Source organism: Arthrobacter sp. Helios (genome assembly GCF_023167125.1).
Lineage (GTDB): Bacteria > Actinomycetota > Actinomycetes > Actinomycetales > Micrococcaceae > Arthrobacter_B > Arthrobacter_B luteolus.
Window position 1 is genome coordinate 2,495,644 of record NZ_CP095402.1, and the last position, 20,463, is coordinate 2,516,106.

21 protein-coding genes are annotated in these 20,463 nt (G+C 67.8%); 6 read left to right on the top strand and 15 right to left on the bottom strand.

Annotated features, from left to right (window positions below):
* The first annotated feature begins 88 nt into the window (after nt 1-88).
* The 4 genes from ArtHe_RS11260 (at nt 89) to ArtHe_RS11275 (ending at nt 3,470) form a co-directional block, all read left to right on the top strand.
* Entirely contained in the window at nt 89-874 is a 786-nt protein-coding gene (locus ArtHe_RS11260) for a basic amino acid ABC transporter substrate-binding protein (protein ID WP_248316925.1), read from the top strand.
* Between the two features lie 184 nt (nt 875-1,058).
* Nucleotides 1,059-1,844 (top strand): basic amino acid ABC transporter substrate-binding protein, encoded by a 786-nt coding sequence (locus ArtHe_RS11265; RefSeq protein ID WP_248316926.1) that lies wholly within the window; start codon nt 1,059-1,061, stop codon nt 1,842-1,844.
* A 72-nt stretch (nt 1,845-1,916) separates the two neighbouring features.
* Nucleotides 1,917-2,702, top strand: coding sequence for an amino acid ABC transporter permease (locus ArtHe_RS11270; protein ID WP_151723887.1), 786 nt, complete (start codon nt 1,917-1,919; stop codon nt 2,700-2,702).
* A gap of 6 nt (nt 2,703-2,708) precedes the next feature.
* Nucleotides 2,709-3,470, top strand: coding sequence for an amino acid ABC transporter ATP-binding protein (locus ArtHe_RS11275; protein ID WP_066296292.1), 762 nt, complete (start codon nt 2,709-2,711; stop codon nt 3,468-3,470).
* A gap of 113 nt (nt 3,471-3,583) precedes the next feature.
* Here ArtHe_RS11275 and menD read toward each other — a convergent pair whose 3' ends face one another.
* Both menD and ArtHe_RS11285 read right to left on the bottom strand, forming a co-directional pair.
* Nucleotides 3,584-5,314, bottom strand: coding sequence for a 2-succinyl-5-enolpyruvyl-6-hydroxy-3-cyclohexene-1-carboxylic-acid synthase (gene menD / locus ArtHe_RS11280; RefSeq protein WP_248316927.1), 1,731 nt, complete (start codon nt 5,312-5,314; stop codon nt 3,584-3,586).
* Nucleotides 5,315-5,402: 88 nt separating this feature from the next.
* Complete coding sequence (locus ArtHe_RS11285; protein ID WP_248319765.1) at nt 5,403-6,407, bottom strand: o-succinylbenzoate synthase; 1,005 nt, start codon at nt 6,405-6,407, stop codon at nt 5,403-5,405.
* 178 nt (nt 6,408-6,585) lie between these two features.
* Here ArtHe_RS11285 and ArtHe_RS11290 point away from each other — a divergent pair, with 178 nt between their 5' ends.
* A complete protein-coding gene (locus ArtHe_RS11290) occupies nt 6,586-7,485 on the top strand; it encodes a phosphatase PAP2 family protein (RefSeq protein ID WP_248316928.1) in 900 nt (299 codons plus the stop codon).
* Here ArtHe_RS11290 and ArtHe_RS11295 read toward each other — a convergent pair.
* Genes ArtHe_RS11295 through pdhA form a run of 5 tightly spaced genes read right to left on the bottom strand, consistent with a single transcriptional unit; the run spans nt 7,460 to nt 13,309 of the window.
* A complete protein-coding gene (locus tag ArtHe_RS11295; RefSeq protein ID WP_248316929.1) occupies nt 7,460-8,722 on the bottom strand; it encodes an MFS transporter in 1,263 nt (420 codons plus the stop codon). The two genes, ArtHe_RS11290 and ArtHe_RS11295, sit on opposite strands and share 26 nt — an antisense overlap.
* A complete protein-coding gene (locus ArtHe_RS11300) occupies nt 8,707-9,558 on the bottom strand; it encodes an MBL fold metallo-hydrolase (protein WP_248316930.1) in 852 nt (283 codons plus the stop codon). Before ArtHe_RS11300 ends, ArtHe_RS11295 begins: the two co-directional genes overlap by 16 nt.
* Nucleotides 9,559-9,609: 51 nt before the next feature.
* Nucleotides 9,610-11,073 carry a dihydrolipoamide acetyltransferase family protein gene (locus ArtHe_RS11305; RefSeq protein WP_248319766.1) on the bottom strand — a complete coding sequence of 488 codons (1,464 nt, stop codon included), beginning with the start codon at nt 11,071-11,073 and terminating at the stop codon, nt 9,610-9,612.
* Nucleotides 11,074-11,075: 2 nt separating this feature from the next.
* Nucleotides 11,076-12,143 carry an alpha-ketoacid dehydrogenase subunit beta gene (locus ArtHe_RS11310; RefSeq protein ID WP_248316931.1) on the bottom strand — a complete coding sequence of 356 codons (1,068 nt, stop codon included), beginning with the start codon at nt 12,141-12,143 and terminating at the stop codon, nt 11,076-11,078.
* A 17-nt stretch (nt 12,144-12,160) separates the two neighbouring features.
* The gene (gene pdhA / locus ArtHe_RS11315) at nt 12,161-13,309 is read right to left on the bottom strand and encodes a pyruvate dehydrogenase (acetyl-transferring) E1 component subunit alpha (protein WP_248316932.1); all 1,149 of its coding nucleotides are present in this window, start codon (nt 13,307-13,309) and stop codon (nt 12,161-12,163) included.
* A gap of 250 nt (nt 13,310-13,559) precedes the next feature.
* Between pdhA and ArtHe_RS11320 the strand changes: the two genes are divergently transcribed.
* Nucleotides 13,560-14,012, top strand: a complete 453-nt coding sequence (locus ArtHe_RS11320; RefSeq protein WP_066296314.1) for an Lrp/AsnC family transcriptional regulator — start codon at nt 13,560-13,562, stop codon at nt 14,010-14,012.
* Nucleotides 14,013-14,147: 135 nt separating this feature from the next.
* Here ArtHe_RS11320 and ArtHe_RS11325 read toward each other — a convergent pair whose 3' ends face one another.
* The 8 genes from ArtHe_RS11325 to paaD all read right to left on the bottom strand — a co-directional run bounded on the left by ArtHe_RS11325 (nt 14,148) and on the right by paaD (nt 20,446).
* Entirely contained in the window at nt 14,148-14,411 is a 264-nt protein-coding gene (locus ArtHe_RS11325) for a DUF6480 family protein (RefSeq protein WP_248316933.1), read from the bottom strand.
* A gap of 92 nt (nt 14,412-14,503) precedes the next feature.
* On the bottom strand, nt 14,504-15,760 hold the full coding sequence (locus tag ArtHe_RS11330) for a Dyp-type peroxidase (protein WP_248316934.1): 1,257 nt from the start codon (nt 15,758-15,760) through the stop codon (nt 14,504-14,506).
* Nucleotides 15,760-16,341 (bottom strand): copper chaperone PCu(A)C, encoded by a 582-nt coding sequence (locus ArtHe_RS11335; RefSeq protein WP_248316935.1) that lies wholly within the window; start codon nt 16,339-16,341, stop codon nt 15,760-15,762. The genes ArtHe_RS11330 and ArtHe_RS11335 overlap by 1 nt, the downstream gene beginning before the upstream one ends.
* 139 nt (nt 16,342-16,480) lie before the next feature.
* Nucleotides 16,481-17,110, bottom strand: a complete 630-nt coding sequence (locus ArtHe_RS11340) for a copper resistance CopC family protein (protein WP_248316936.1) — start codon at nt 17,108-17,110, stop codon at nt 16,481-16,483.
* A gap of 59 nt (nt 17,111-17,169) precedes the next feature.
* A complete protein-coding gene (locus ArtHe_RS11345) occupies nt 17,170-17,787 on the bottom strand; it encodes a hypothetical protein (RefSeq protein WP_248316937.1) in 618 nt (205 codons plus the stop codon).
* 152 nt (nt 17,788-17,939) lie between these two features.
* Nucleotides 17,940-18,707, bottom strand: coding sequence for an enoyl-CoA hydratase/isomerase family protein (locus tag ArtHe_RS11350; RefSeq protein ID WP_248319767.1), 768 nt, complete (start codon nt 18,705-18,707; stop codon nt 17,940-17,942).
* 45 nt (nt 18,708-18,752) lie between these two features.
* Nucleotides 18,753-19,925, bottom strand: a complete 1,173-nt coding sequence (paaE, locus tag ArtHe_RS11355; RefSeq protein ID WP_248316938.1) for a 1,2-phenylacetyl-CoA epoxidase subunit PaaE — start codon at nt 19,923-19,925, stop codon at nt 18,753-18,755.
* 2 nt (nt 19,926-19,927) lie between these two features.
* Nucleotides 19,928-20,446 carry a 1,2-phenylacetyl-CoA epoxidase subunit PaaD gene (gene paaD / locus ArtHe_RS11360; protein ID WP_248319768.1) on the bottom strand — a complete coding sequence of 173 codons (519 nt, stop codon included), beginning with the start codon at nt 20,444-20,446 and terminating at the stop codon, nt 19,928-19,930.
* Between the last annotated feature and the right edge of the window lie 17 nt (nt 20,447-20,463).

Consider the following 20,463-nt stretch of genomic DNA (forward strand, 5'->3'; position numbering starts at 1 on the left):
CAATCTAGGTAGTCGGAGCGCCGCCGCGGGCGCCCCGCCCTGCCCCCACCGGAGCCACAGCTCCGCAACGATTTAAGGTTCTAACTCCATGCACCACAAATCACGCAAGGCCGTTGCCGCCATCCTGGCCATCGGCGCCCTCAGCCTCTCGGCCTGCAGCTCAGGTTCGGATTCGGCCGACGATTCCGGACTTGGCCTGGTTGACGCAGGCACCCTGACGGTTTGCTCAAACCTTCCCTTCCAGCCCTTCGAATACATCGATGACAACGGCGAATACGCCGGCTTCGATATGGATCTCTCCCGTGAGATCGCTACCGGGATGGGCCTGGACTGGACGCTCCAGAACGTGGGCTTTGACGGCCTGCAGGGCGGTACCGTCCTGGCCGCCGGCCAGTGCGACCTCATCGCCGCCGCAGTGACCATTACCCCGGAGCGCGAAGACAAGCTGGCCTTCTCCGACCCGTACTACGACTCCCTGCAGTCGCTGCTGGTTCCCTCGGGTTCCTCCGTGGCGGCTCTGGAAGACCTCGACGGCAAGAAAGTCGGTGTCCAGCAGGGCACCACCGGCGAGATTTACGCCCGGGAGAACGCCCAGGGCGCCGAAGTCGTCTCCTTCCAGTCCGACGCCGAGCTGTTCCCGGCCCTGCAGGCCGGAAACATCGACGCCGTGCTGCAGGACCTGCCCGTTAACCTGGACCACACCGACGGCGGCAAGTTTGACATTGTTGCCACTTATGAGACCGATGAGGCCTACGGTTTCGCCATGAAGAAGCAGGGCAGCGAGGAGCTGGTTGCGGCTGTCAACGCCGAACTGGCCGAGCTCCGTGCGAATGGCAAGTACCAGGAAATCTACGACCGCTACTTCAGCGAGTAGGAACTACCGCGCCGCTGATGCCGCGGGTCCGGACCAGCCGGAGCCGCGGCGTCAGCGGCGCGCCGGAGCATGTGGCGCACGGCATTCGGGCAAAAACAGCATGCGTACAATCTAGACTGCTTGCCAATGCGGTCAGGGACCTTCGGGTCCCCGCCCGGCTCCGTCCAAGAGAAGGTAGTCACCAATGCTGTACAAAGCACGATCCTCCGTCCTGGCCGCTGCGGCGTTGTCCGCACTGGTGCTCTCCGCCTGCGGCGGAGGCAGCGATGATTCCGCATCGGATTCCGGGCTGAACCTCGTGTCAGAGGGAACGCTCACCGTATGCTCCGATATCCCGTACCCGCCCTTCGAGTACGAGGAGAACGGCGAGTACGTGGGCTTCGATATGGACCTCATCAAGGAAATCGCCTCCGGCATGGGCCTGGAAACGTCCATCCAGGATGTCGGTTTTGATGGACTGCAGGGCGGCACCGTCCTCGCGGCCGGCCAGTGCGACGTCGGTGCCAGCGCCATGACGATCACCGAGGAACGGCAGAAGAACCTGGCTTTCTCCGATCCTTACTATGACTCGCTGCAGTCCATCCTGGTGCCCGAGGGCTCGGACATTTCTTCCATCGAGGACCTGGCCGGGAAGAACGTCGGCGTCCAGCAGGGCACCACCGGCGAAGCCTATGCCCGTGAGAACGCGCCGGATGCCGAGATCATTTCCTACCCCAGTGACGCCGAACTGTTCCCGGCCCTGCAGTCCGGTCGGGTCGATGCGGTGCTCCAGGATCTTCCCGTGAACCTGGGCCACACCCAGGAGGGTGCCTTCACCATCGCCGCGAAGTTCGAAACGGACGAGTCCTATGGTTTCGCCATGAAGAAGCAGGGCAGCGAGGCACTCGTTACCGCCATCAACGAACAGCTCGATGCGCTGAGGGAAAACGGCAAGTACCAGGAAATCTACGACAAGTACTTCACCGAATAACAACGACTGACCCTGCCGTCCCGGGCACACCCCGCCCGGGACGGCGCCATCACTTCCGCGGAAGGCCCATACTTGAAACCGTCCACCCGCAGACGCCTCACCCGGGGCATTCTGTACGCCGTCTTTGTCCTGGCTGTTGTTGCCGTAGTCCTGCTCGCGGACTGGCAGGCGATCGGAGTCAATTTCTTCGACCCCGAGGTGGCCCGCGCGGCCTTCCCGACCATCATCACGGTCGCCGTCAAGAACACCATCATCTACACGGTGATCGCCTTCATCGGCGGAATGATCCTGGGCCTGATCCTGGCCCTGATGAAGCTCTCCCCCGTGGGCCCGTACCGGTGGGCTGCCACGGTCTACATCGAAATCTTCCGTGGCCTGCCGGCGCTGCTGGTCATCTTCGCGATGGCCTTTGCCGTGCCAATCGCCTTCAGCTGGCGGCCGCCGGGCGGCAACGCCGGCGCTGGCCTGATTGCGCTCATCATGGTGTCCGGTGCCTACATCGCCGAGACCATCCGTGCCGGTATCCAGGCTGTTCCCCCCGGCCAGACCGAAGCGGCCCGCTCCCTTGGCATGGGCCCTGCCTGGACCATGGTCTCGGTAACCCTGCCCCAGGCGTTCCGCATCATCACACCCCCGCTGACCAACGAACTGGTCATCCTGATCAAGGACACCTCGCTGCTGTTCATCGCCGGTATGGCCATGCAGGACCGGGAGCTCACCACCTTTGCCCGGGACTCCGTGTCACAGTCCGCCAACTCCACGCCGCTGGTCCTGGCTGCGGTGATGTACCTGATCATTACCCTGCCGCTGACACAGCTGGTCGCCAAACTCGAACGCCACAACCAGAGAGGCCGGTAATCCAGCGTGAGCACCGCAGTACCTACCCCAGCCGCAGGCCAGCCGGCCATTGAAGTCCGGAAGCTGCACAAGTCCTTCGGCGACAACGAGGTCCTCAAGGGCATCGATTTCCACGTTAACCAGGGCGAAGTTGTCTGCGTCATCGGCCCGTCCGGCAGCGGCAAGTCCACCCTGCTGCGCTGCGTGAACCGGCTGGAGGAACCAACCAGCGGCCTCATCCGGGTCGAAGGTGTGGACATCACCGACCCGGAGACAGACCTGGACGCCGTCCGTACCCGCATTGGCATGGTCTTCCAGCAGTTCAACCTCTTCCCGCACCTGAACGTGCTGCAGAACCTGACCCTGGCCCAGCGCCGGGCCAAGAAACGCGGCAAGGCCGAGGCCGAAGAGACCGCCATGAAGAACCTGGCCAAGGTGGGCCTGGCGGACCGCGCGAAGGCGTTCCCCGCGCAGCTCTCCGGCGGCCAGCAGCAGCGGGTGGCGATCGCCCGGGCCCTGTCCATGGATCCGGACATGATGCTCTTCGACGAACCCACCAGCGCCCTCGACCCCGAGCTGGTTGGCGATGTCCTCGAAGTGATGCGCCAGCTGGCGGAGGAGGGCATGACCATGATGGTTGTTACCCATGAGATGGGTTTTGCCCGCGAGGTCGGCGACCGGGTGGTCTTTATGGACGGCGGCGTGGTGGTGGAGCAGGGCGACCCCGTGGAGGTCCTGGGCAACCCCCAGCACGAGCGGACCCGTTCCTTCCTCTCCAAGGTCCTCTAGGGGCCCGTCCGCAGCCGGTTTGGGAAATCACTGCCGGTTTGGGAAATCACTGCCGCTCCGCGGCGGAGCGAAGTCCCAAACCGGCAGCAGAATGCCAAGACCACGCCTTCGCGCTAAGCCTCCCCGGCCAAGGACTCCTTCACGGCCGCCTGCACACGCCGGTGCAGGGCGCGCAGGCCGGTGCGCTGAACCGGCACCTCGATTACCGACCGGCCGCGGATCGGTGCGTCGAGTCCAGCCGAAAGCTCCTCTGCTGTCCGGGCGAACTGGTGGGGCACTCCGTAGCCGGCAGCCAGTCCGGCGATATCCGCCCGGTGCGGGGTGCCGAAGAAACGTTCGACGACGCCGCGGTACTCCTCGCGTTCGCCCAGCTCCCCGTGCTCGAGCAGGCTGAAGATTCCTCCGCCGGAGTCGTTGAGCACCACCAGCTGCAGGTCCGGTTCCGTCTCGCCGTCGCCCAGCAGCAGCCCGCCGGCGTCGTGCAGGAAAGTCAGGTCGCCCAGCAGCAGGCGGGTGGGGATCCCCTGGGCGAGCGCAATACCGGCTGCCGTGGAGATGGTGCCGTCAATCCCGGCCAGGCCGCGGTTCGCGTACACGTCCAGCGGGTGCCAGTGCGTGGACGCCACCAGGTCCACGTCGCGGATCGTGTTGGAGGACCCCAGCACCAGGTTGCCGTCGGACGCATCCCAAACCAGGCCGGCCACGTGCAGCCCGCTGAGCCCGGCCTCGGACGCAAGGAGTGACTGGATGGCGGCTTCGGCCACCGCGGACGCCCGCTGCCAGGAGTCCAGCCAGCCCGGCGCTCCGCTGCCGGCAAAGGCGAGCAGCGCACCCAGATCCGAGATGACCGTCTCCGGCCGTTTGCCCGGCTCAAACCAGTTCACCGGACGGGGCACATAAAGCGCTTTTCTGACCTCAGGCCGGGCCAGGAGAGCAGCTACCGGCCGGGACAGCGTGGGACGGCCGAAGACCACCACGCGTTCAATCTGCCCGCCAAGCTCCCCGAGCAGCAGCCGGTAGGCCGGAATGGCGTTGGGGCCGAACCGGGCATTCGACGAGGGTTCCGCGAACAGCGGCAGGCCGGCGCGCTGGGCGAACATGGCCGCCACTTCCCCGGCGCCGTCGCCGGCAACCACCACGGTGTGGTGCGCTCCGGCCAGCTCCGTCAGGGTTCCGGGTTCCCGTTCGGCCGGTTCGGGAAACAGTATCTCGCTGCCGGCAGCCGCGGCCGGGGCCAGGGCGTCAGCCGTGGTGGGGACCAGCGGGTCGCGGAAGTGCAGGTTGATGTGGACAGGTCCTGCGGGCGACGTCCCGCCGACCCGGCCGAAGGCCGCGGCGATTGCCCCCGCCGGGTCCTCCCCGGCCTCCACCGAGGCGTGGGCGGCCGGGAACCTGCCGAAGATGCCGTGCTGCATGGTGGTCTGGTTGGCGCCGCTGCCGTGGAGCTCGGAGGGCCGGTCCGCGGAAAGGACAACCAGCGGGATACCGGAGTGATGGGCTTCCATGACGGCCGGAAGCAGCTCCCCCACGGCGGTGCCGGAGGTTGTGACGACCGCGGCGGGCCGCTGCCCGCCGCGGGAAAGACCGAGCGCAGTGAAACCGGCGACCCGCTCGTCTATGCGGACATGAACCTGGACCAGTCCCTGCACCTGCGCCTCCGCGAGGGCATAAGCCAGCGGGGCGCTGCGCGAACCGGGGGCCAGCACCACGTCCCGGACGCCGGCCGCGGCGAGGGCTGATACAGCCGAACGCGCGGCCTGCAGCGAGCTAAGGCTGCCCGCCGCTTTTGCCTCGGGAGCGCTGGCGGAGGACAACTGGCGGGGGGACTTCGAAGATCCGGTCACCCCTCCATCCTAGGGTTCGGTTCCGGGACGGTGCCTTCCGCGGCTGCCGCCGGCTCTGCCCGAGTGCCAATCCGCAACCGCCGGGCGGCTACTCCGGCTGGCCGGCAGGTTCCAGCCGGCCATGGACCCGGTCCAGCCGGTCCAGCCACCACTGCCGGCGTTCCGGGGAGGCAGCAAAGCGTTCCAGCAGCTCTTCGGATACCGGCACGTCCCGCACCGCCAGCCCGCCGCCGTCGGGCAGCAGCGGATCCTCCGTGACATCCCCCGCCATCAGCGACAGTGTTCCCAGCCCGCAGGCGTAGGGCAGCCGGGGCAGGGAGGCTGCCAGCGCCACTCCGGCGCGGATCCCCACCGAGGTGTCCAGGGCGGAACTGACGACGGCGGGAAGCCCGGCAGCCGCCACGATCTCCAGGGCCCGGCGGACCCCGCCCAGCGGCGCCACCTTGACCACAATCAGGTCTGCGGCATCTTCGCGTGACACCCGCAGCGGATCGGTTTCCTTGCGCACACTTTCATCGGCGGCGATCAGCACCGGAATACCGCGGCGCTGCAGTTCCAGCCGCACTTCGCGCAGTCCGGCGATCTCCGGCACCGGCTGCTCGGCGTACTCCAGCCCGGCTTCGGCCAGGGATTCCAGGGCCCCGACGGCGGTGGGTACGTCCCAGCCGCCATTGGCATCCACCCGGATCCCGGCATCCGGCAGCAGCCGGCGGACCTCGGCGACCCGGGCCAGGTCTTCCGCCACGGAATGGCCGCGTTCGGCCACTTTCACCTTCACGGCGCTCACCGCTCCGAACCGGGCCAGGACACCTTCCACCTGCTCCACCGGAACGGCGGGCACGGTCCCGTTGACCGGCACCGAGTGCCGGAGCGGGGCCGGGTAGCCGTGCCAGGCCGCTTCCACGGCCGCGGCCAACCAGGGAGCAGCCTCGGCGTCGTCATACTCGGGAAACGGCGCGAACTCCCCCCAGCCCGCCGGACCACGCAGCAGCAGTGCCTCGCGGTGCAGGATCCCGCGGAACTTCACCCGCATGGGGAGCGAGACGACGTGGGCCTGGCCGCTGAGGGTACGAAGGCTGGGAAGAGTATTCAAATCCACCCAGCCAGCCTACCCGCGGGATTACGCCGGACGGCTGCGGGCCCCCACGGCAGCCGCAAAGACTGCTTTCCGCAGCTTCGCCGGCGGCTGCCGGACGTTATTGAGGAGCACCTGTGCGGTGCGGAGTCCGGCGCACAGGAAACCGTCATGGACCTGTGGCACGCTGGAGGGAATGGATACGCGCAATCTCCTGAGCAAACGGACGCCGGCCCGCCGCCGGGCCGGGCATAACCCTGCCCTGTTCCTCTTCGCCGCGCTGCTGGCCGCTGCGGGCGCTGCCCTGACCTATTTCGGGTTTGTGCGCACCACCACCGGGCAGCTGGCAGATGAATCGGCGTGGCGCGAAGCAGAGGTTGTGGCGCCGGCCACCCATGTCCCCGCGCTCACGATCCTGGACAACCTGCCGCTGCTTTCGGTGTTCATCGCCCTGGCCGTCATTGTGGCCGTCACGATCGCCCGGAAACGCCTCTCCCCCGCCATCATCGCCGTGACTGCCATGGTCGTTGCCAACCTGGCGACCCAGCTGCTGAAGAACCTGCTGCTGGACCGTCCGGACCGCGGCGTCATTACCCTGGATTTCAATTCGCTGCCTTCCGGGCACACCACCCTGGCGGCCTCCGCCATGGCCGCCATCTTCCTGGTCGCCTCCCCGCGCTGGCGGCCCGCTGCCGCTGCCCTGGGCGGCACATACGCAGTGCTCGCCGGATCCGCGACCTTCTTCAATCTGTGGCACCGCCCGGCCGACGTCGTCGCTGCGTTCTTTGTGGTTGCCACCTTCACGCTTCTCGGCGGTCTGGTAATGCTGCGGACCAATCCGGACTGGAACACCTGGCCTGCCGGCGGCCGGGCGGTCTCCGGACGGTTCTGGACCGGGCTGTGCATCATCATCGGCGCCCTGGCCCTGACCGCCGCTGCAGCCGTTTACGCTTACGCGCGCTGGGGAACCGGCATTTCGGCGGTGGATGGCAGCCCGCTCTACTTCTGGTCCGGCCTCGCCCTGATTGTCGGAGTCGGCTACAGCCTGGCCGCGCTGGGCTCGCTGCTGTTCAGCCAGCAGGCGGGCGACCGGTAGGCGCCGCGCCCAGCGGAGGCCGGCCCTTGGGCACCCAGCGCCACAGCACCAGCGCCCCTGCGAGTCCCAGCACCGCCGTGGCACCAATCCCCGCCGAGAGCGACAACACGGCGGTGACCCCGGCGAGGAGGCCGGGACCACCGAGGGTGCCGACGTCGGAGAGCAGCCGCCAGATGCCAAGGAACTGCGGGCGTCCGGGCTGCGGGGAAAAGTCCGCGCCAAGCGTCATCACGATCCCGGAGCCGATGCCGTTGCCGAAACCAATGAGCAGGGCGGCAGCCAGCAGGCCAAGCGCGCTGGAGGTCAGCGGCAGCAGGGCCAGTCCCAAAGCCATCAACAGCATGCAGGGCACCGCGACGGCGCGCCGGCCGCGCAGGTCCATGACCCGCCCGGCCGGATAGAAAATCAGCATGTCGATGCCCGCGGAGATGCCATAGATGAGCGCGGTCTGTGTGGGGTCGATGCCCAGGTGCTGCGCCCAGAGCGGGATCACGGCCTGCCGGGTGGCCCGGACGGCGGCAATCAGCAGCACACCGATTCCGACCGTGCGGAATATCCGCGAATGACTCTTCAGGACGGACCTGATGGTGGGCGGAGCAACTGCCTCCACGGCTTCCGCACGTTGTTCGTTCCGCCGGCGCCGGCCCGGCCGCGAAGCTCCGGCGGCCGTGGGTTCCGGCACGGTCAGGCTGAGCAGTCCCGCGGCCAGCGCGGCTGCTGCACCCACCCAGTATGCCCCCGGTGTGCCGGCAAAGTGCATGGCTGCCGCGGCTGCGAACGGGCCAAGGAACACGCCGATCCGGTTGGACCCGCCCAGTGTGGAGAGCGCCCGGGCCCGGTAATGCAGCGGCACCGCTTCGGTCACGTAGCTCTGCCGGGCCAGGCCGAAGACGGCACCGGCCATACCGACCATAAAAACGGCGGCGGCGAAAACCCACAGCACCGGGATGACCGCAGCCAGGACCATGGCGGCCGCGCACCAGGCGGCGGCCCCGACCAGCGCCCACTTCTCCCCAAACCGGGTGGTGATCAGCGTGGCGGGAACATTCGCGGCCAGCGACCCAATGCCGGTCAGGGTGACGACGAGCGCAGCCACGGCAACGGTGGCACCCAGGTCGCTGGCGGTGAGGGCCACAACGGGCAGGATCGCCCCGATTGCGGTCCCGTAGAGGACGGTTGGCCCGAAGGCCGGGACGGCAATGCCGCGCAGGCTGAACGTATCTATTGCTTCAGCCATTTCCACCGGGCGAGGGTCCGCAGCCGAGTGAGCAGTGCCCGTGACTGTTCCGGCCCGTAGGGCAGGATCGGCACGGCCTTGGTCACATCGGTCGAAGCCTGGTCCATGGCGCTGCGGGTCACCGCGACGGCGGTGCGCATCTTGTTCATCTGCGTGCTGACGAAGTCCATGGTCACCGGCTTGCCGTGCCCGGGGACCACGGTGGCGTAGAGGTCTTCCAGGGCGGTGATTTTGCCCAGGGTCCGGATCCAGTCTTTCGGGAAGGAGTCGCCGAAGTTCGGATCGGCTCCCTCTTCCACCAGGTCGCCGGCAAAAAGAACATCGCCGGCACCCACCAAAAGGTCGTGGTTGGTGTGGCCGCGGCCCAGGTGGAACAGGGTGACAGAGATTCCGCCGAGGTCCAGGTCCGCGGGTGTGCCGTGGACCAGCCGGTTCGGCACGGCAATGCCGGTGTGCCTGCCGCTGCCTGCGGCCATGGCCGGTTCGACGGCGGCTACCGCGGCACGTTGCTTTTCGCCCTCTTCGGCGATGACCGCGGCACAGTCGCTGGTCGCCCAGATGTCCTCCACGCCGTGGGCCAGCAGGTAGGCGTTGCCGAAGTAGTGGTCGAAGTGCGCGTGGGTGTTGACGGCGCTGACCGGCAGGTCGGTGAGCTGCCGGACACCATCGAGGAGGGTTTCAGCCTGGGCCGGGCCGGCGCCGGTGTCGATCAGCAGGGCACGGTCATCTCCGATGACCAGCCCGGTGTTCATTCCCCAGCCGGGGTTGGTCCGCACGTAAACGCGCGGCACAACCTCCATCCAGTCATTCGGAATCTGCTGGCCTGCCTGCGTCATGGTGTCCGTCCTTCGGGTCTGTCCGGAAACAAACCTACCGTGTATGGGACATCACAGGTCGGCCAGCACGCTCCCCGGGTTCTCTATTGCGTCGGCGACGTAACGCAGGAAACCTCCCGCGGTGCCGCCGTCGCAGACCCGGTGGTCGAAAACCAGGGTCAGTTCGGTCAGCTTGCGGACGGCCAATTCCCCGTCGACGACCCAGGGCTTATCGATGATGCGGCCAATGCCTAGGATCGCTGATTCCGGGTAGTTGATGATGGCCGCGCTGCCGTCCACACCGAAGACTCCGTAGTTGTTCAGGGTGAACGTCCCGGAGGTGAGCTCAGCCGGGGTGGCTGCCCCGGACCTCGCGGCGGCGGTGAGCCGGCGGATCTCCGCGTCGAGCTCCCGGGCATTCAGTGCCTCCGCATGGCGGATCGAGGGAACCATCAGTCCCCGCTCGGTCTGCGCCGCGAATCCGAGGTTCACGCCGTCGAACGCGAGCAGCTCCGCGTCCGCGCTGCCGCTGCGGACATAGCGGGTATTCAGCTCCGGGAAACGGCGCAGGCCGGCCAGGACGAACCGGGCCAGGAACGCCATCAGTCCCGGGGTATTGTCCGGGTCCCGGCGCTTCAGGCCAGCGCGCAGTTCCAGCAGCGCGGTGGCATCCACATCCACCCAGACGGTCGCTTCCGGGATTTCGCTGCGGCTGGCGCTGAGGTTGGCGGCAACAGTGCGCCGCAGGCCCTTGACCGGAGTGCGGCTGGTGATGCCCAGCCCCGAACGTGTGTCCAGACCGGAGGCAGCACTGCCGGCTGCAGGTGCCGGGGTCAGAGCAGGTGCCGGGGCCGGCACCTGTGCGTCAGCCGGCGCGGGTGTGCGCGGATGGGTGCCGGCAATGGCCTGCTCGACGTCGCGGCGCAGGATTAGTCCGTCCGCACCGCTGCCCGCCAGGGTGGTCAACGGCAGTCCCGCTTCGCGGGCCAGGCGCCGCACCAGAGGCGAAATGCAGCGCGGAGCCTCGAGTGTTGCCGTGGCGGCAGGAGCCGCAGCTGAAACCTCAGCCGCCGGAATAGCGGCCGGCGCGGCAGCCTGCGGAAGCGCTGATCCGCCGGCCCGGCCGGCGCGCGGCGGGCGGGTGCGGCGGTTGGCCCCATGGTTTCCCGGGGTCCCGTAACCGATCAGCACGTTGCCTGATCCGGCCCGTTCCTCCTGCCGGTAGGCTTCACCGGCAGCACCGGGTTCGCCGGCAGCTGGCGGGGCGGCGGGCGCCTCCGGCTCCGGGAGCCCGGCAGCCGCCGTCGTCCGCACGGAAATCAACGGCTTGCCGACGTCGATGCTCTCACCGGCAGCGCCGTGCAGCGTCTCCACCACTCCGGCATACGGCGAGGGGACCTCCACCAGGGATTTCGCGGTTTCCACCTCGGCCACAGGCTGGTCCACGGCGATCGTGTCCCCCTCGGCGACCAGCCAGTTCACCAGCTCGGCATCGGTCAGGCCTTCACCCAGGTCAGGGAGCAGGAAGGTACGCACGCTCACTTGTCCTCCCACTGCAGTTCGTCAACGGTGTCCAGGATCCGGTCCACGCCGGGCAGGAAGAAGTGCTCCAGCTTCGGTGCCGGATAGGGAATATCGAATCCGGTGACCCGCAGCACGGGTGCAGCGAGCGAGTGGAAGCAGCGTTCCTGAACCCGGGCCACCACTTCGGAGGCCACGGAGGCGAAACCCGGTGCTTCGGAAATGACCACGGCGCGGCCGGTCCTGCGCACGGAGGCGCAGACTGTTTCGTCATCGAACGGAACGATGCTGCGCAGATCGATCACTTCCAGGCTGCGGCCTTCCGCGGCGGCGGCCTCCGCAGCGGCCAGGGCCGTGGAGACGGACGGCCCGTAGGCGATCAGGGTGGCGTCCGTTCCCTGCCGGGCGACGGCGGCTGAACCGATCCCGGTTCCGGGCAGGGCGCCGCTGGCTGCATCGCGGGACGCGTCAACGGCGGCCCGCAGCTCGGCCAGGTCCACTTCCTCCTTGGTCCAGTACAGCTTCTTGGGTTCCAGGAAGACCACGGGGTCCGGATAGCGGATGGCTTCGCGCAGCAGGGTGTAAGCGTCGGCGACGGTGGCCGGGGCCAGCACGGTCAGGCCGGGGGTGTGCGCGTAGTAGGACTCCGAGGAATCGCAGTGGTGCTCCACACCCCCGATGCCGCCGGCGTACGGGATGCGGATGACCAGCGGCAGCTTGACCTTGCCGCGGGTGCGGTTGGACATCTTTGCCACGTGGCTGACCACCTGCTCGAAGGCCGGGTAGGCGAACGCGTCGAACTGCATCTCAACGACCGGACGCATCCCGTTCATCGCCATGCCCACGGCCATTCCCATGATGCCGGACTCAGCCAGCGGAGTGTCGAAGCAGCGGTCCTCGCCAAAGCGGGCCGTCAGGCCGTCGGTGATCCGGAAAACGCCGCCGAGCGGTCCGACGTCTTCGCCGAAGATAACGACGTTCGGGTCTGCTTCCAATTCATCGGCCAAGGCAGTGTTCAGGGCCTTGGCGAAAGTCAGGGACACCTTCGTGGGAACGGGTGCCGGTGCGTGGTCTGTGACTGTCATGGTGGTTCGTGTTCCTCTTAGGCCTGGGTCCGGGAGAGTTCGTCCTGCAGCAGTGCTGCCTGCTCGGCCAGCTGCGGGGTCCGGCGCTCATATACGTAGGTGAACAGGTCCATCGGCTCGGGAACCGTGTCGGTGTTCAGGCCGTCGCGGATGCGGGAAGCAACCACCTCGGCGTCCGCGGCCATGGCTTCCTCGGCGGCGTCGTCGAGCAGCCCCAGATCGCGCAGGTAGGTGCGCAGCCGCTTCAGCGGGTCTTTCGGCACCCACTCGGTGACGTCGGCTTCGGAGCGGTACCGGGTGGCGTCGTCGGCATTGGTGTGTGCCTGCATGCGGTAGGTGTGCGCCTCCACCAGGGCCGGGCCCCCGCCTTCGCGGGCCCGCTCGACGGCGGCACCCAGGACGGCCAGGAGGGCGGCGGCGTCGTTGCCGTCCACCCGCTCGCCGGGCATCCCGTAGCCGATGGCCTTGTGCGCCAGGGACGGGGCCACGCTCTGGTTTTTCAGCGGGACGGAGATCGCGTACTCGTTGTTCTGGACGAAGAACACCACGGGAACGTGGAACACTGCCGCGAAGTTCAGGGCCTCGTGGAAGTCGCCTTCGCTGGTGGCGCCGTCGCCGCACATGGCCAGGACCACGGTGTTCTCCCCGCGCAGCTTCGCGGCGTGGGCCACGCCGACGGCGTGCAGCAGCTGGGTGGCCAGCGGGGTGGCCTGCGGGGCGACGTGATGCTCATACGGGTCGTAGCCGGAGTGCCAGTCGCCCTTGAGCAGGGTCAGCACCTGCAGCGGATCAACGCCTCGGTGGACGACGGCGACTGTGTCGCGGTAGGTAGGGAACATCCAGTCGCCGTCTGCCAGGACGGCTGCAGCTGCGATCTGGCAGGCTTCCTGGCCGTGCGAGGACGGGTAGACCGCCAGGCGGCCCTGGCGGACCAGGGCGTTGGCCTGGTCGTTGATCCGCCGGCCGGCAACCAGGCCCTGGTAGGCGGCCCGGAGGCTCTCGCCGTCGGGAAGCGGGTACTTGTCGTTGTGCCGGTGGCTGCCGGCGGCATCGATCAGCTGGACCGGAGAGGCGGAGGGCAGCATGGTGTCGGTGCGGTCCTCGTTGCCCTCCGGACGCTGATTCTGAGCGGATCCGGGGTGTGTGTGGCCGGTGGGAATAGTCATGGAAGCCTCCGTCGGCTTACGGCGGATGCGGACAGGCCTCCCAGCGGCTCACTGCATATCAGCAATTTGATAGCGGCAATTTGCTCACTCAAGCCCAGCCACACGGATGGAATTTCTGTAAGCCCAGTATGGATAAGCTCGCGATTCGCATCCAGCCCTGCTGGAAATCCTAGATTTATCGCTAAGAAAACCGTACTGTGGTGGACAAGTTGCAAAAGTGAGCTGGATTACTTTGAAGGATGTAGACACAATGGCGGAGACCCAGGCCGCGGCTTTGGATGAGATCGACAAGTCCATCCTGGACGAGCTGACCCGCGACGGGCGCGCCTCCGTCAGTGCTGTGGCCGAGGCCGTCCACATCTCCCGCGCCCATGCCTATTCGCGGATTTCCAAGCTGACCAGTTCCGGCGTTCTGACCCGTTTCACGGCAGTGGTGGATCCGGTGAAGGCCGGGCTGCGGTCCAGCGCCTACGTCACGCTCAAGGTCCGGCAGCACTCCTGGCGTGAGCTGAAAGAGGCACTGCGCAAGATTCCCGAGGTGCACCACGTTGCCCTGGTGGGCGGCTCCTTCGACGTGATCCTGCTGGTCCGGGCGGAGGATAACCTGCACCTGCGGCAGGTCATTTTCGACCACCTGCAGTCCATGCCCGGAGTCCTGGACACCCAGACGTTCCTGGTCTTCGAAGACCTCGATATCCGCTGAACCGGGGGCCGCGGTGCGGGTTGTGACCGGACCAGCGGTTTAACCCAGCGGCCGCCGTGGTCCCCGGAAAATCCGGAAACCACGGCGGCCGCCCGCCCACCTGGCCGCAGCCAGCTGCGGCCAGAGTCAGGGAAACTAGTCTTCGTCGTGCCCCTGGTCCATGCTCATCTGGTTTTCGGCGGGCGGAGTCTCCCCCGGGGGCACGCCGCCGCCGGGTTCCAGCCCGGTGACGTTTCCTTCGGCCGGGTCAGGGTTGGCCCGGCTGCCCTTCTCGCTGCTGCCGGTGTGGTTGCCGGTGCCCTCATTAGTCCCCGGTCCCTTCTGCGCCGCAGCTGCCTCCGCGTCCTTGGGCTTGTCCGGATTCGCCGGATCGTTGTTCGGATCGTAGCTCTGTGTCATCGTCGCCTTTCGTTGGGCCCCGCCAGGGGACGGAAATCGATCAGCATGCTGATAAATCCAACCTAGCGGGGCCACGCTGCGGGAGCAATCTCCTATTCGAAGAGGCTCTCCCCCACGAAACCACCCTCCCGCGCGCCCGGCGGGACAGCGAACACCGCCGAACCAACCGGCGTCGTCCACTCATTCAGCAGATCCAGCTTGTCCAGGCGCTCCTGGATGGGCAGGAACTGGGCCGTGACGTCGGCCTGGTAGGAGACAAAGACCTGGCCGGCATCGGAGACGGCTCCCCCGGGCTCCGGCGCGGCGTCGTAATTGTACGAACGCCGCAGGATCCGCTGCCGCGGGTTATCCGGGCGGGCGCGGCGCATGTGTGCGTAGTCCGGAATCACGGTGAAGCCCAGGGCGGTGACGGCTTCAAAGTCCGGTTCATCGTGTTCGGCGGAACCGGTCAGCGGCGCGCCGTTGGCGAGTGTCCGCCCCACCGATTCCTCCCGGCCGCGCCGGTCGAGTTCATCCCAGGTGTCCAGGTTCATCGCGATCCGGCGCACGACGGCGGACGTACCGCCTTCCAGCCAGGCCGGAATGTCACTGTCGCCCCAGACCACGCGGTCGAACTCGGGGGTGCCCGGTACGGGATTCGCCGATCCGTCCACCTGTCCAAACAGGTTCCGCGCCGTGGTGCCGGCCTGTTCGCTGCCATAGGCGCGGCGGAAACCGGACTGGATCCAGTGCACAACGGCGAAGCTCCGGCTGTCCTTGAGCAGCATGCGCTGGGCATGGGCCAGGGTGAGCGGATCATCGGCGCAGAGCTGCAGCAGCAGGTCACCCCCGTTCCAGCGCTCCTGCAGTGCGTCGATGTCGAACGCCGGCAGCGGTGTCAGCCAGCCCGGCGCCAGGTGCGGGGCCACGGCGGCCACGAGGCGGGGCCCGAATCCGAACGTCACAGTGAGCCGTGCCGGCAGCAGGGCCAGTTCGGCTTCCGTGTCCGCCAGGGCGGCCTGTCCCTGGGTGAGGGCGGCGGCGTCGTCGCTCAGCAGCCGGAGCAGGGACCGGATCCGGTCCCTGCCCACGCCCCCGCGCAGGTCCAGTGCCACGAAGGACGCGTGGGCCTGCGGCGGGGTTTCAATGCCTGCCTGATGCTCACCGAAGAACGGGACGGTCTGCCCGCCATTCGCTCCAGCCTCGTCCAGCCCGGTCCGGACCAGCTCCGGGCCTGCCGATCCGCCCCGGCCGGCCGCGAGCTGCGCCCCGGCCGCAGCGACCGCACCCAAACCGGCCGCTGCTCCGCCGAACAGCAGGTGCCGGCGAGCAACACCCGGCTTACGGGGTGATGCTGTTTCCGGGCTCATCAGTGCTCCGCGGTGCCGTGGGACTCACCATCGCCGTGGGCGTGGTCTCCGTGGCTTTCACCTGCGGAGTCCTCCGACCCGTAGTTTTCATTCGCTCCGGCGAAGTCCTTGGCGACGGCCTCGAGTTCGAGGGTACTGCCGTCTGCCAGTTCCAGGGTGATCGGCAGGGTATCTCCGGCGAGGAGTCCATCTTCCAGTCCCATCAGCATCAGGTGGCTGGCACCGGGCTCCAGCAGGTATTCGCCGCCGGCCGGAACCGTGAACCCGCCTTCGATTTGCTGCATGGCCATGGCGCCGTCAGCTCCCATGGCTGTTTCGTGCAGTTCGACGGTTGCCGCTGCGGGCGAGCTCGCGGCCACGACGGTGAGGTCCTCCGCGCCGTCGTTCTTCAGGGTGCCGAAGACACCGGTCATTCCGCCGGCGTCACCGGCTTTGGCCCAGGCTCCGGACAGGGTCAGCTGTTGTGCCTGCTCCGCCGCTGAGGAGGAGGATGCGCCGGGGGCGGGGCTGTCCGTGGCACAGCCTGCGAGGCCGGCGGCGGACAGGGCCAGGACGGCTGCGGCGAGGGTAATTTTTTTCATGGGAAAGGTACTCCAAAGATAGGGGTGCCCCGGGCACACTCATGGTGCCGGGCAAAGGGTTCACGAAAGGACGGCACCGCGCCGGTGCCGCAAAGAGGTGCAGGCGCCGGGCCGTCAGGCCCGGCGCCTCACGGGTGGGCTAGGCGTTTCCGCCGCGGCGGCGCTTGTTCACGGCCACGACAATGACGTAGATGATTACTCCAACGAGGGCACCGCCCAGGGCGGTGAGGACCCAGCCCAGCGGGCCGAAGGTCACGGAGCTGGAGGTTTCTCCGGGGGCGATTGCGGTGGCAGATTCCTCCGGAGCGGATTCCGTGGCCGTGGGAGTGGCTGTCCCGGCTGCTGCCGGGTCTGTAGCGGCTGCACTGGAGACCGGCGCGCCCACGGTGAAGCTGAAGGCACCGGTAATCGGGTGGCCGTCGCTGGAGACGGCGCGCCAGGTGACCTGGTATTCGCCGTCCTCCAGGGCGGGGAGGGGCTGGGCCAGGGTTTCCCGGTTCAGGACCGGTTCGGACTCGATCAGGTTGGCGCCGGAGGCATCTGCGAGGACCACCTGGTTGCCCAGGTCCATCAGTTCGGCGCTGAACACCAGTTCAATTTCGGTGGGCGCTTCAGCCAGCACGGTGCCGTCCTCCGGGGTGGAGGAGACGAGTTCATCGTGGGCCAGGGCCGGCGGGGCGGCCACCAGGAACAGGGCAAGGGCGCCGAACAGGGCGGCGGCAAGAAGGACGGCACGCGCGCGGGCGTGCTGGAAGAGAGAGGTAGTCATTACTGCTTTCCGTTCCGCGGTGCGGGAACTGGGGTTTCGTGTGGATGCGCTCTCAGCGCTTAGGCGGACACGAAAGCAGCCGGGGGGCCACGGTGGCGGAAAGTCAGCAGGGGTATGCCCAGGTTGCGCAGGTTCCGGGGACGGTAGGCGAGCACCTGGGCAACCGGGCGGGCCAGGTGCTCCGGCTGGAACAGCGGAAGCAGGGCTCCGGGCCGCAGCCCCAGGGCTTCGATCAGTCTCCGGGCGGTTTTCTCACCGCACGCCAGCAGCCAAACGGTGGCAGCTGCCGCCAGGGCGTGGCTGGACCACATGATGAATCCCGCAGCGGCGGCAGCCTGGACCGGTTCAGCTGCGAGGGAGTGTTCGGCCACCGCTCCGAGGAAGCCGGCATGGCCGGCGTGGCCGGCCTGCGTTCCAACCGTTGCAGGCGCGGATCCAAGGCTGAAGAGCAGGTGGAACAATCCCTGGCTGAAGACCACTGCCGCGGAGAGGCGGAGCAGTGACAGTGAGCGTCCCGCAAGCAGGCAGCCGGCCATTCCGGACATCGCCAGGGAGAACAGGACAATAGCGGGTTCCGGGGCTGCCCCGCCGCCCAGCACATGCGACGCCGCTGCCACAGCCGTGGCCGCAAACGCTGCGGCCCAGCCACGCACCAAACGTGCGGCACGCACTGTCATTGGTCCTCCTCGGGCGCCGGTTGCCGGGCAGGGTGGTCCTCCGGTCCTGTCATTCTCCCGGAGATCGGCGGTGCTGTCGAATGGAACGGCACCGGATGACGGCCGGACGATTCCGGGCGGCTTGCCGCTCCTTTCGACCGGCCCGGCTTGGGTCAGCCTTTGAAGTGCGGCTTCCGCTTTTCCACGAAGGCGGCGAAGCCTTCCGCATAGTCCTCGGTGCCGCAGAGCACGCCCTGGGCCTTGTTCTCGTCCTCCACGGATTCCCACAGTCCCAGCCGCTGGTCGCGGATCTGGGCGACCAGCTCCTTCGACGCGCGGAACGCTTCGGTGGCGCCGGTGGCGACGCGGGCCACCGTGGCACGGGTGGCTTCCAGCAGGTCATCAGCGGGGAACACGCGGCTGAACAGTCCGGCGGCCACAGCCTCGGAACCGCTCATGAGGTCCGCAGTGTAGATCAGGTCCAGGGTGCGGTGCGCGCCGAGGCGCTCCGTGAAGAGCCAGTGTCCGCCCGAATCCAGGGTTGCGCCGAGGTTGGCAAACGGCGACCCGATTTTCGCATTGTCCGCCACATAGACCACGTCGGTGGCTACCAGCAGGCCCAGTCCGACGCCGAGGCAGGCGCCCTGGGCTGCCGCGAAGGTGGGTGCCGGGAAGGCGGCCATTTTCTTCAGCAGCGGAGTGACGAGGTCCCCCAGGTAGCCGTAGGCGTCGTCGTTGGACGGGTCGACGGCGGAGATGTCGCGTCCGGCGCAGAACGCCCGGCCCTCACCGCGCAGCAGCAGTGCCCGCACCCCGGCGGCCGCGGCGTCGTCGTAGGCCTTGGAGAGGTCAGCCAGTGCCTGTTCGTCCAGGGAATTGAGCTTCCTGGGTGCGTTCAGCACTACTTCAGCGATGCCGTCGCTGATGCTCAGCTCCACCATGGAGCTGGTGGGTGCGGGGGTCTGCTCGCTCATGTTCCTGGGCTCCTAGGCGTCGTAGTCGACGGTGACTTCGGGACTGGTGGGACGGCTCTGGCAGGTGAGGATGTAGCCCTTTTCAATCTCGTCCGGTTCCAGCGCGTAGTTCTCTTCCATCTCCACGGTGCCGGACACGACCTTGGCGCGGCAGGTGCCGCAGACGCCGCCGGCGCAGGCGAAGGGGACGTCCGGGCGTAATCGGAGAGCGGCGTTGAGGATGGACTCGCGGGCATGCGTGGGGCTGGCGACCTTGCCCTGCAGGCCGTCCAGCCGGAAGCTGATTTCGAAGTTGTCTGCGGAGGGGTCCACCTTCACCGGGCGGCCGATCTGGCCTTCGGGCCGGCCTGGCTGGCCGGTGGTGAAGAGTTCAAAGCGCACCTTTTCGGCTTCCACGCCGCGGTCGGCCAGGGTGTCCCGGCACATCTGCACGAGTTCAAAGGGACCGCACAGGAACCACTCGTCCACGTCGCGGGTCGGGAGGACCGACTCGATCAGGGCGCTGAGTTTCTCGGCGTCGATCCGGCCGGAGAGCAGCGGGGAAATGCGCTGCTCACGGGAGAGCACGTGGTGCAGGGCGAAGCGTGAGGGGTACTTGTCCTTCAGATCAGCGAGTTCCTCCAGGAACATCACGTCCATGGCGGCCTTGTTGGCGTACACCAGGTCGAAGCGGACGTTCTCCGACGCCGCGAGCACGGTGCGGGCGATTGAGATGACCGGGGTGATGCCGGAGCCCGCGGCGACGGCGACGAACACGTTCTCTTCGGTGACGTCGATGTCTTCGGGGAGGTTCAGGGCGTTCATCGGGTGCTTGGAGATGAACCCGCCGGTGGGGCTCATGACGTCCAGGACATCGCCTGCCTTGAGCGACTCATTGGCCCAGGTGGAGAACCTGCCGCCCAGATCGCGTTTGATGGCCACCCGGATCTCGCCCGGCGTCGGCTCGGCGCAGATGGAGTAGCTGCGGCGGATGTCCTGTCCCTCCAGGGTGGTGCGGAGGGCAACGTACTGTCCGGGCAGGTAATCGAAGGACCCGGCCAGGTCCGCGGGGACGGCGAATGTTACTTCGATGGCGTCTTCCGTGAGCCGGCGGACTTCGCTGACCGTCAGCGGGTGGAAGGCCGTGCGGCGGGAGGCCGGGGCCGCCCCGGCGGCCTCGGCGGCCTCGGTGGTGGAGGTTGTCATAGTTAGAGCACCTTGAAGTAGTCGAAGGGTTCCCGGCAGTCGCTGCAGACGTACAGCGCCTTGCAGGAGGTGGAGCCAAAGCGGGTCATTTCACGGGTATTGAGGGAGGAGCACTGCGGGCATTTGACGCTGAGTCCCAGCCGGACCGGCCCCGCGGCCGCGCGCCCGGTGGGCGGGGCGATGCCGTAGGCATTGAGCTTGGTCTTGCCGGACTCGCTCATCCAGTCGGTGGTCCAGGCCGGGGCGAGCACCAGGTCCACCTGGACACCGGCGTAGCCCTCAGCCGTGAGCGCGGCCGTGACGTCTTCCCGGATGGCGTCCATGGCCGGGCAGCCGGAATAGGTGGGCGTAATGACCACCCGGACCTGGTTGCCATTCATCAGTTCCACGGCCCGCAGCACCCCCAGATCCTCAATGGTGAGGACGGGGATTTCCGGGTCGCAGACCGTGGCAGCGATATCCCAGGCGGCAGCGGCTGCCGGATCCGCCGGGCGGAGCGCCGTGCTGGATTCCGGGTCCATGCCGGAATCCTTGGCGC

Excerpts from the sequence above, each read along its gene's own strand:
- ArtHe_RS11325 (WP_248316933.1), bottom strand. The coding sequence starts at position 14,411 with ATGACACAGAGCTACGATCCGAACAACGATCCGGCGAATCCGGACAAG.
- ArtHe_RS11295 (WP_248316929.1), bottom strand. The coding sequence starts at position 8,722 with ATGGCTGAAGCAATAGATACGTTCAGCCTGCGCGGCATTGCCGTCCCG.
- ArtHe_RS11320 (WP_066296314.1), top strand. The coding sequence starts at position 13,560 with ATGGCGGAGACCCAGGCCGCGGCTTTGGATGAGATCGACAAGTCCATC.
- ArtHe_RS11300 (WP_248316930.1), bottom strand. The coding sequence starts at position 9,558 with ATGACGCAGGCAGGCCAGCAGATTCCGAATGACTGGATGGAGGTTGTG.
- pdhA (WP_248316932.1), bottom strand. The coding sequence starts at position 13,309 with ATGACTATTCCCACCGGCCACACACACCCCGGATCCGCTCAGAATCAG.
- ArtHe_RS11350 (WP_248319767.1), bottom strand. The coding sequence starts at position 18,707 with ATGGTGGAGCTGAGCATCAGCGACGGCATCGCTGAAGTAGTGCTGAAC.
- ArtHe_RS11290 (WP_248316928.1), top strand. The coding sequence starts at position 6,586 with ATGGATACGCGCAATCTCCTGAGCAAACGGACGCCGGCCCGCCGCCGG.
- paaE (WP_248316938.1), bottom strand. The coding sequence starts at position 19,925 with ATGACAACCTCCACCACCGAGGCCGCCGAGGCCGCCGGGGCGGCCCCG.
- ArtHe_RS11330 (WP_248316934.1), bottom strand. The coding sequence starts at position 15,760 with ATGAGCCCGGAAACAGCATCACCCCGTAAGCCGGGTGTTGCTCGCCGG.
- paaD (WP_248319768.1), bottom strand. The coding sequence starts at position 20,446 with ATGGACCCGGAATCCAGCACGGCGCTCCGCCCGGCGGATCCGGCAGCC.
- ArtHe_RS11340 (WP_248316936.1), bottom strand. The coding sequence starts at position 17,110 with ATGACTACCTCTCTCTTCCAGCACGCCCGCGCGCGTGCCGTCCTTCTT.
- ArtHe_RS11335 (WP_248316935.1), bottom strand. The coding sequence starts at position 16,341 with ATGAAAAAAATTACCCTCGCCGCAGCCGTCCTGGCCCTGTCCGCCGCC.
- ArtHe_RS11265 (WP_248316926.1), top strand. The coding sequence starts at position 1,059 with ATGCTGTACAAAGCACGATCCTCCGTCCTGGCCGCTGCGGCGTTGTCC.
- ArtHe_RS11310 (WP_248316931.1), bottom strand. The coding sequence starts at position 12,143 with ATGACAGTCACAGACCACGCACCGGCACCCGTTCCCACGAAGGTGTCC.
- ArtHe_RS11260 (WP_248316925.1), top strand. The coding sequence starts at position 89 with ATGCACCACAAATCACGCAAGGCCGTTGCCGCCATCCTGGCCATCGGC.
- ArtHe_RS11345 (WP_248316937.1), bottom strand. The coding sequence starts at position 17,787 with ATGACAGTGCGTGCCGCACGTTTGGTGCGTGGCTGGGCCGCAGCGTTT.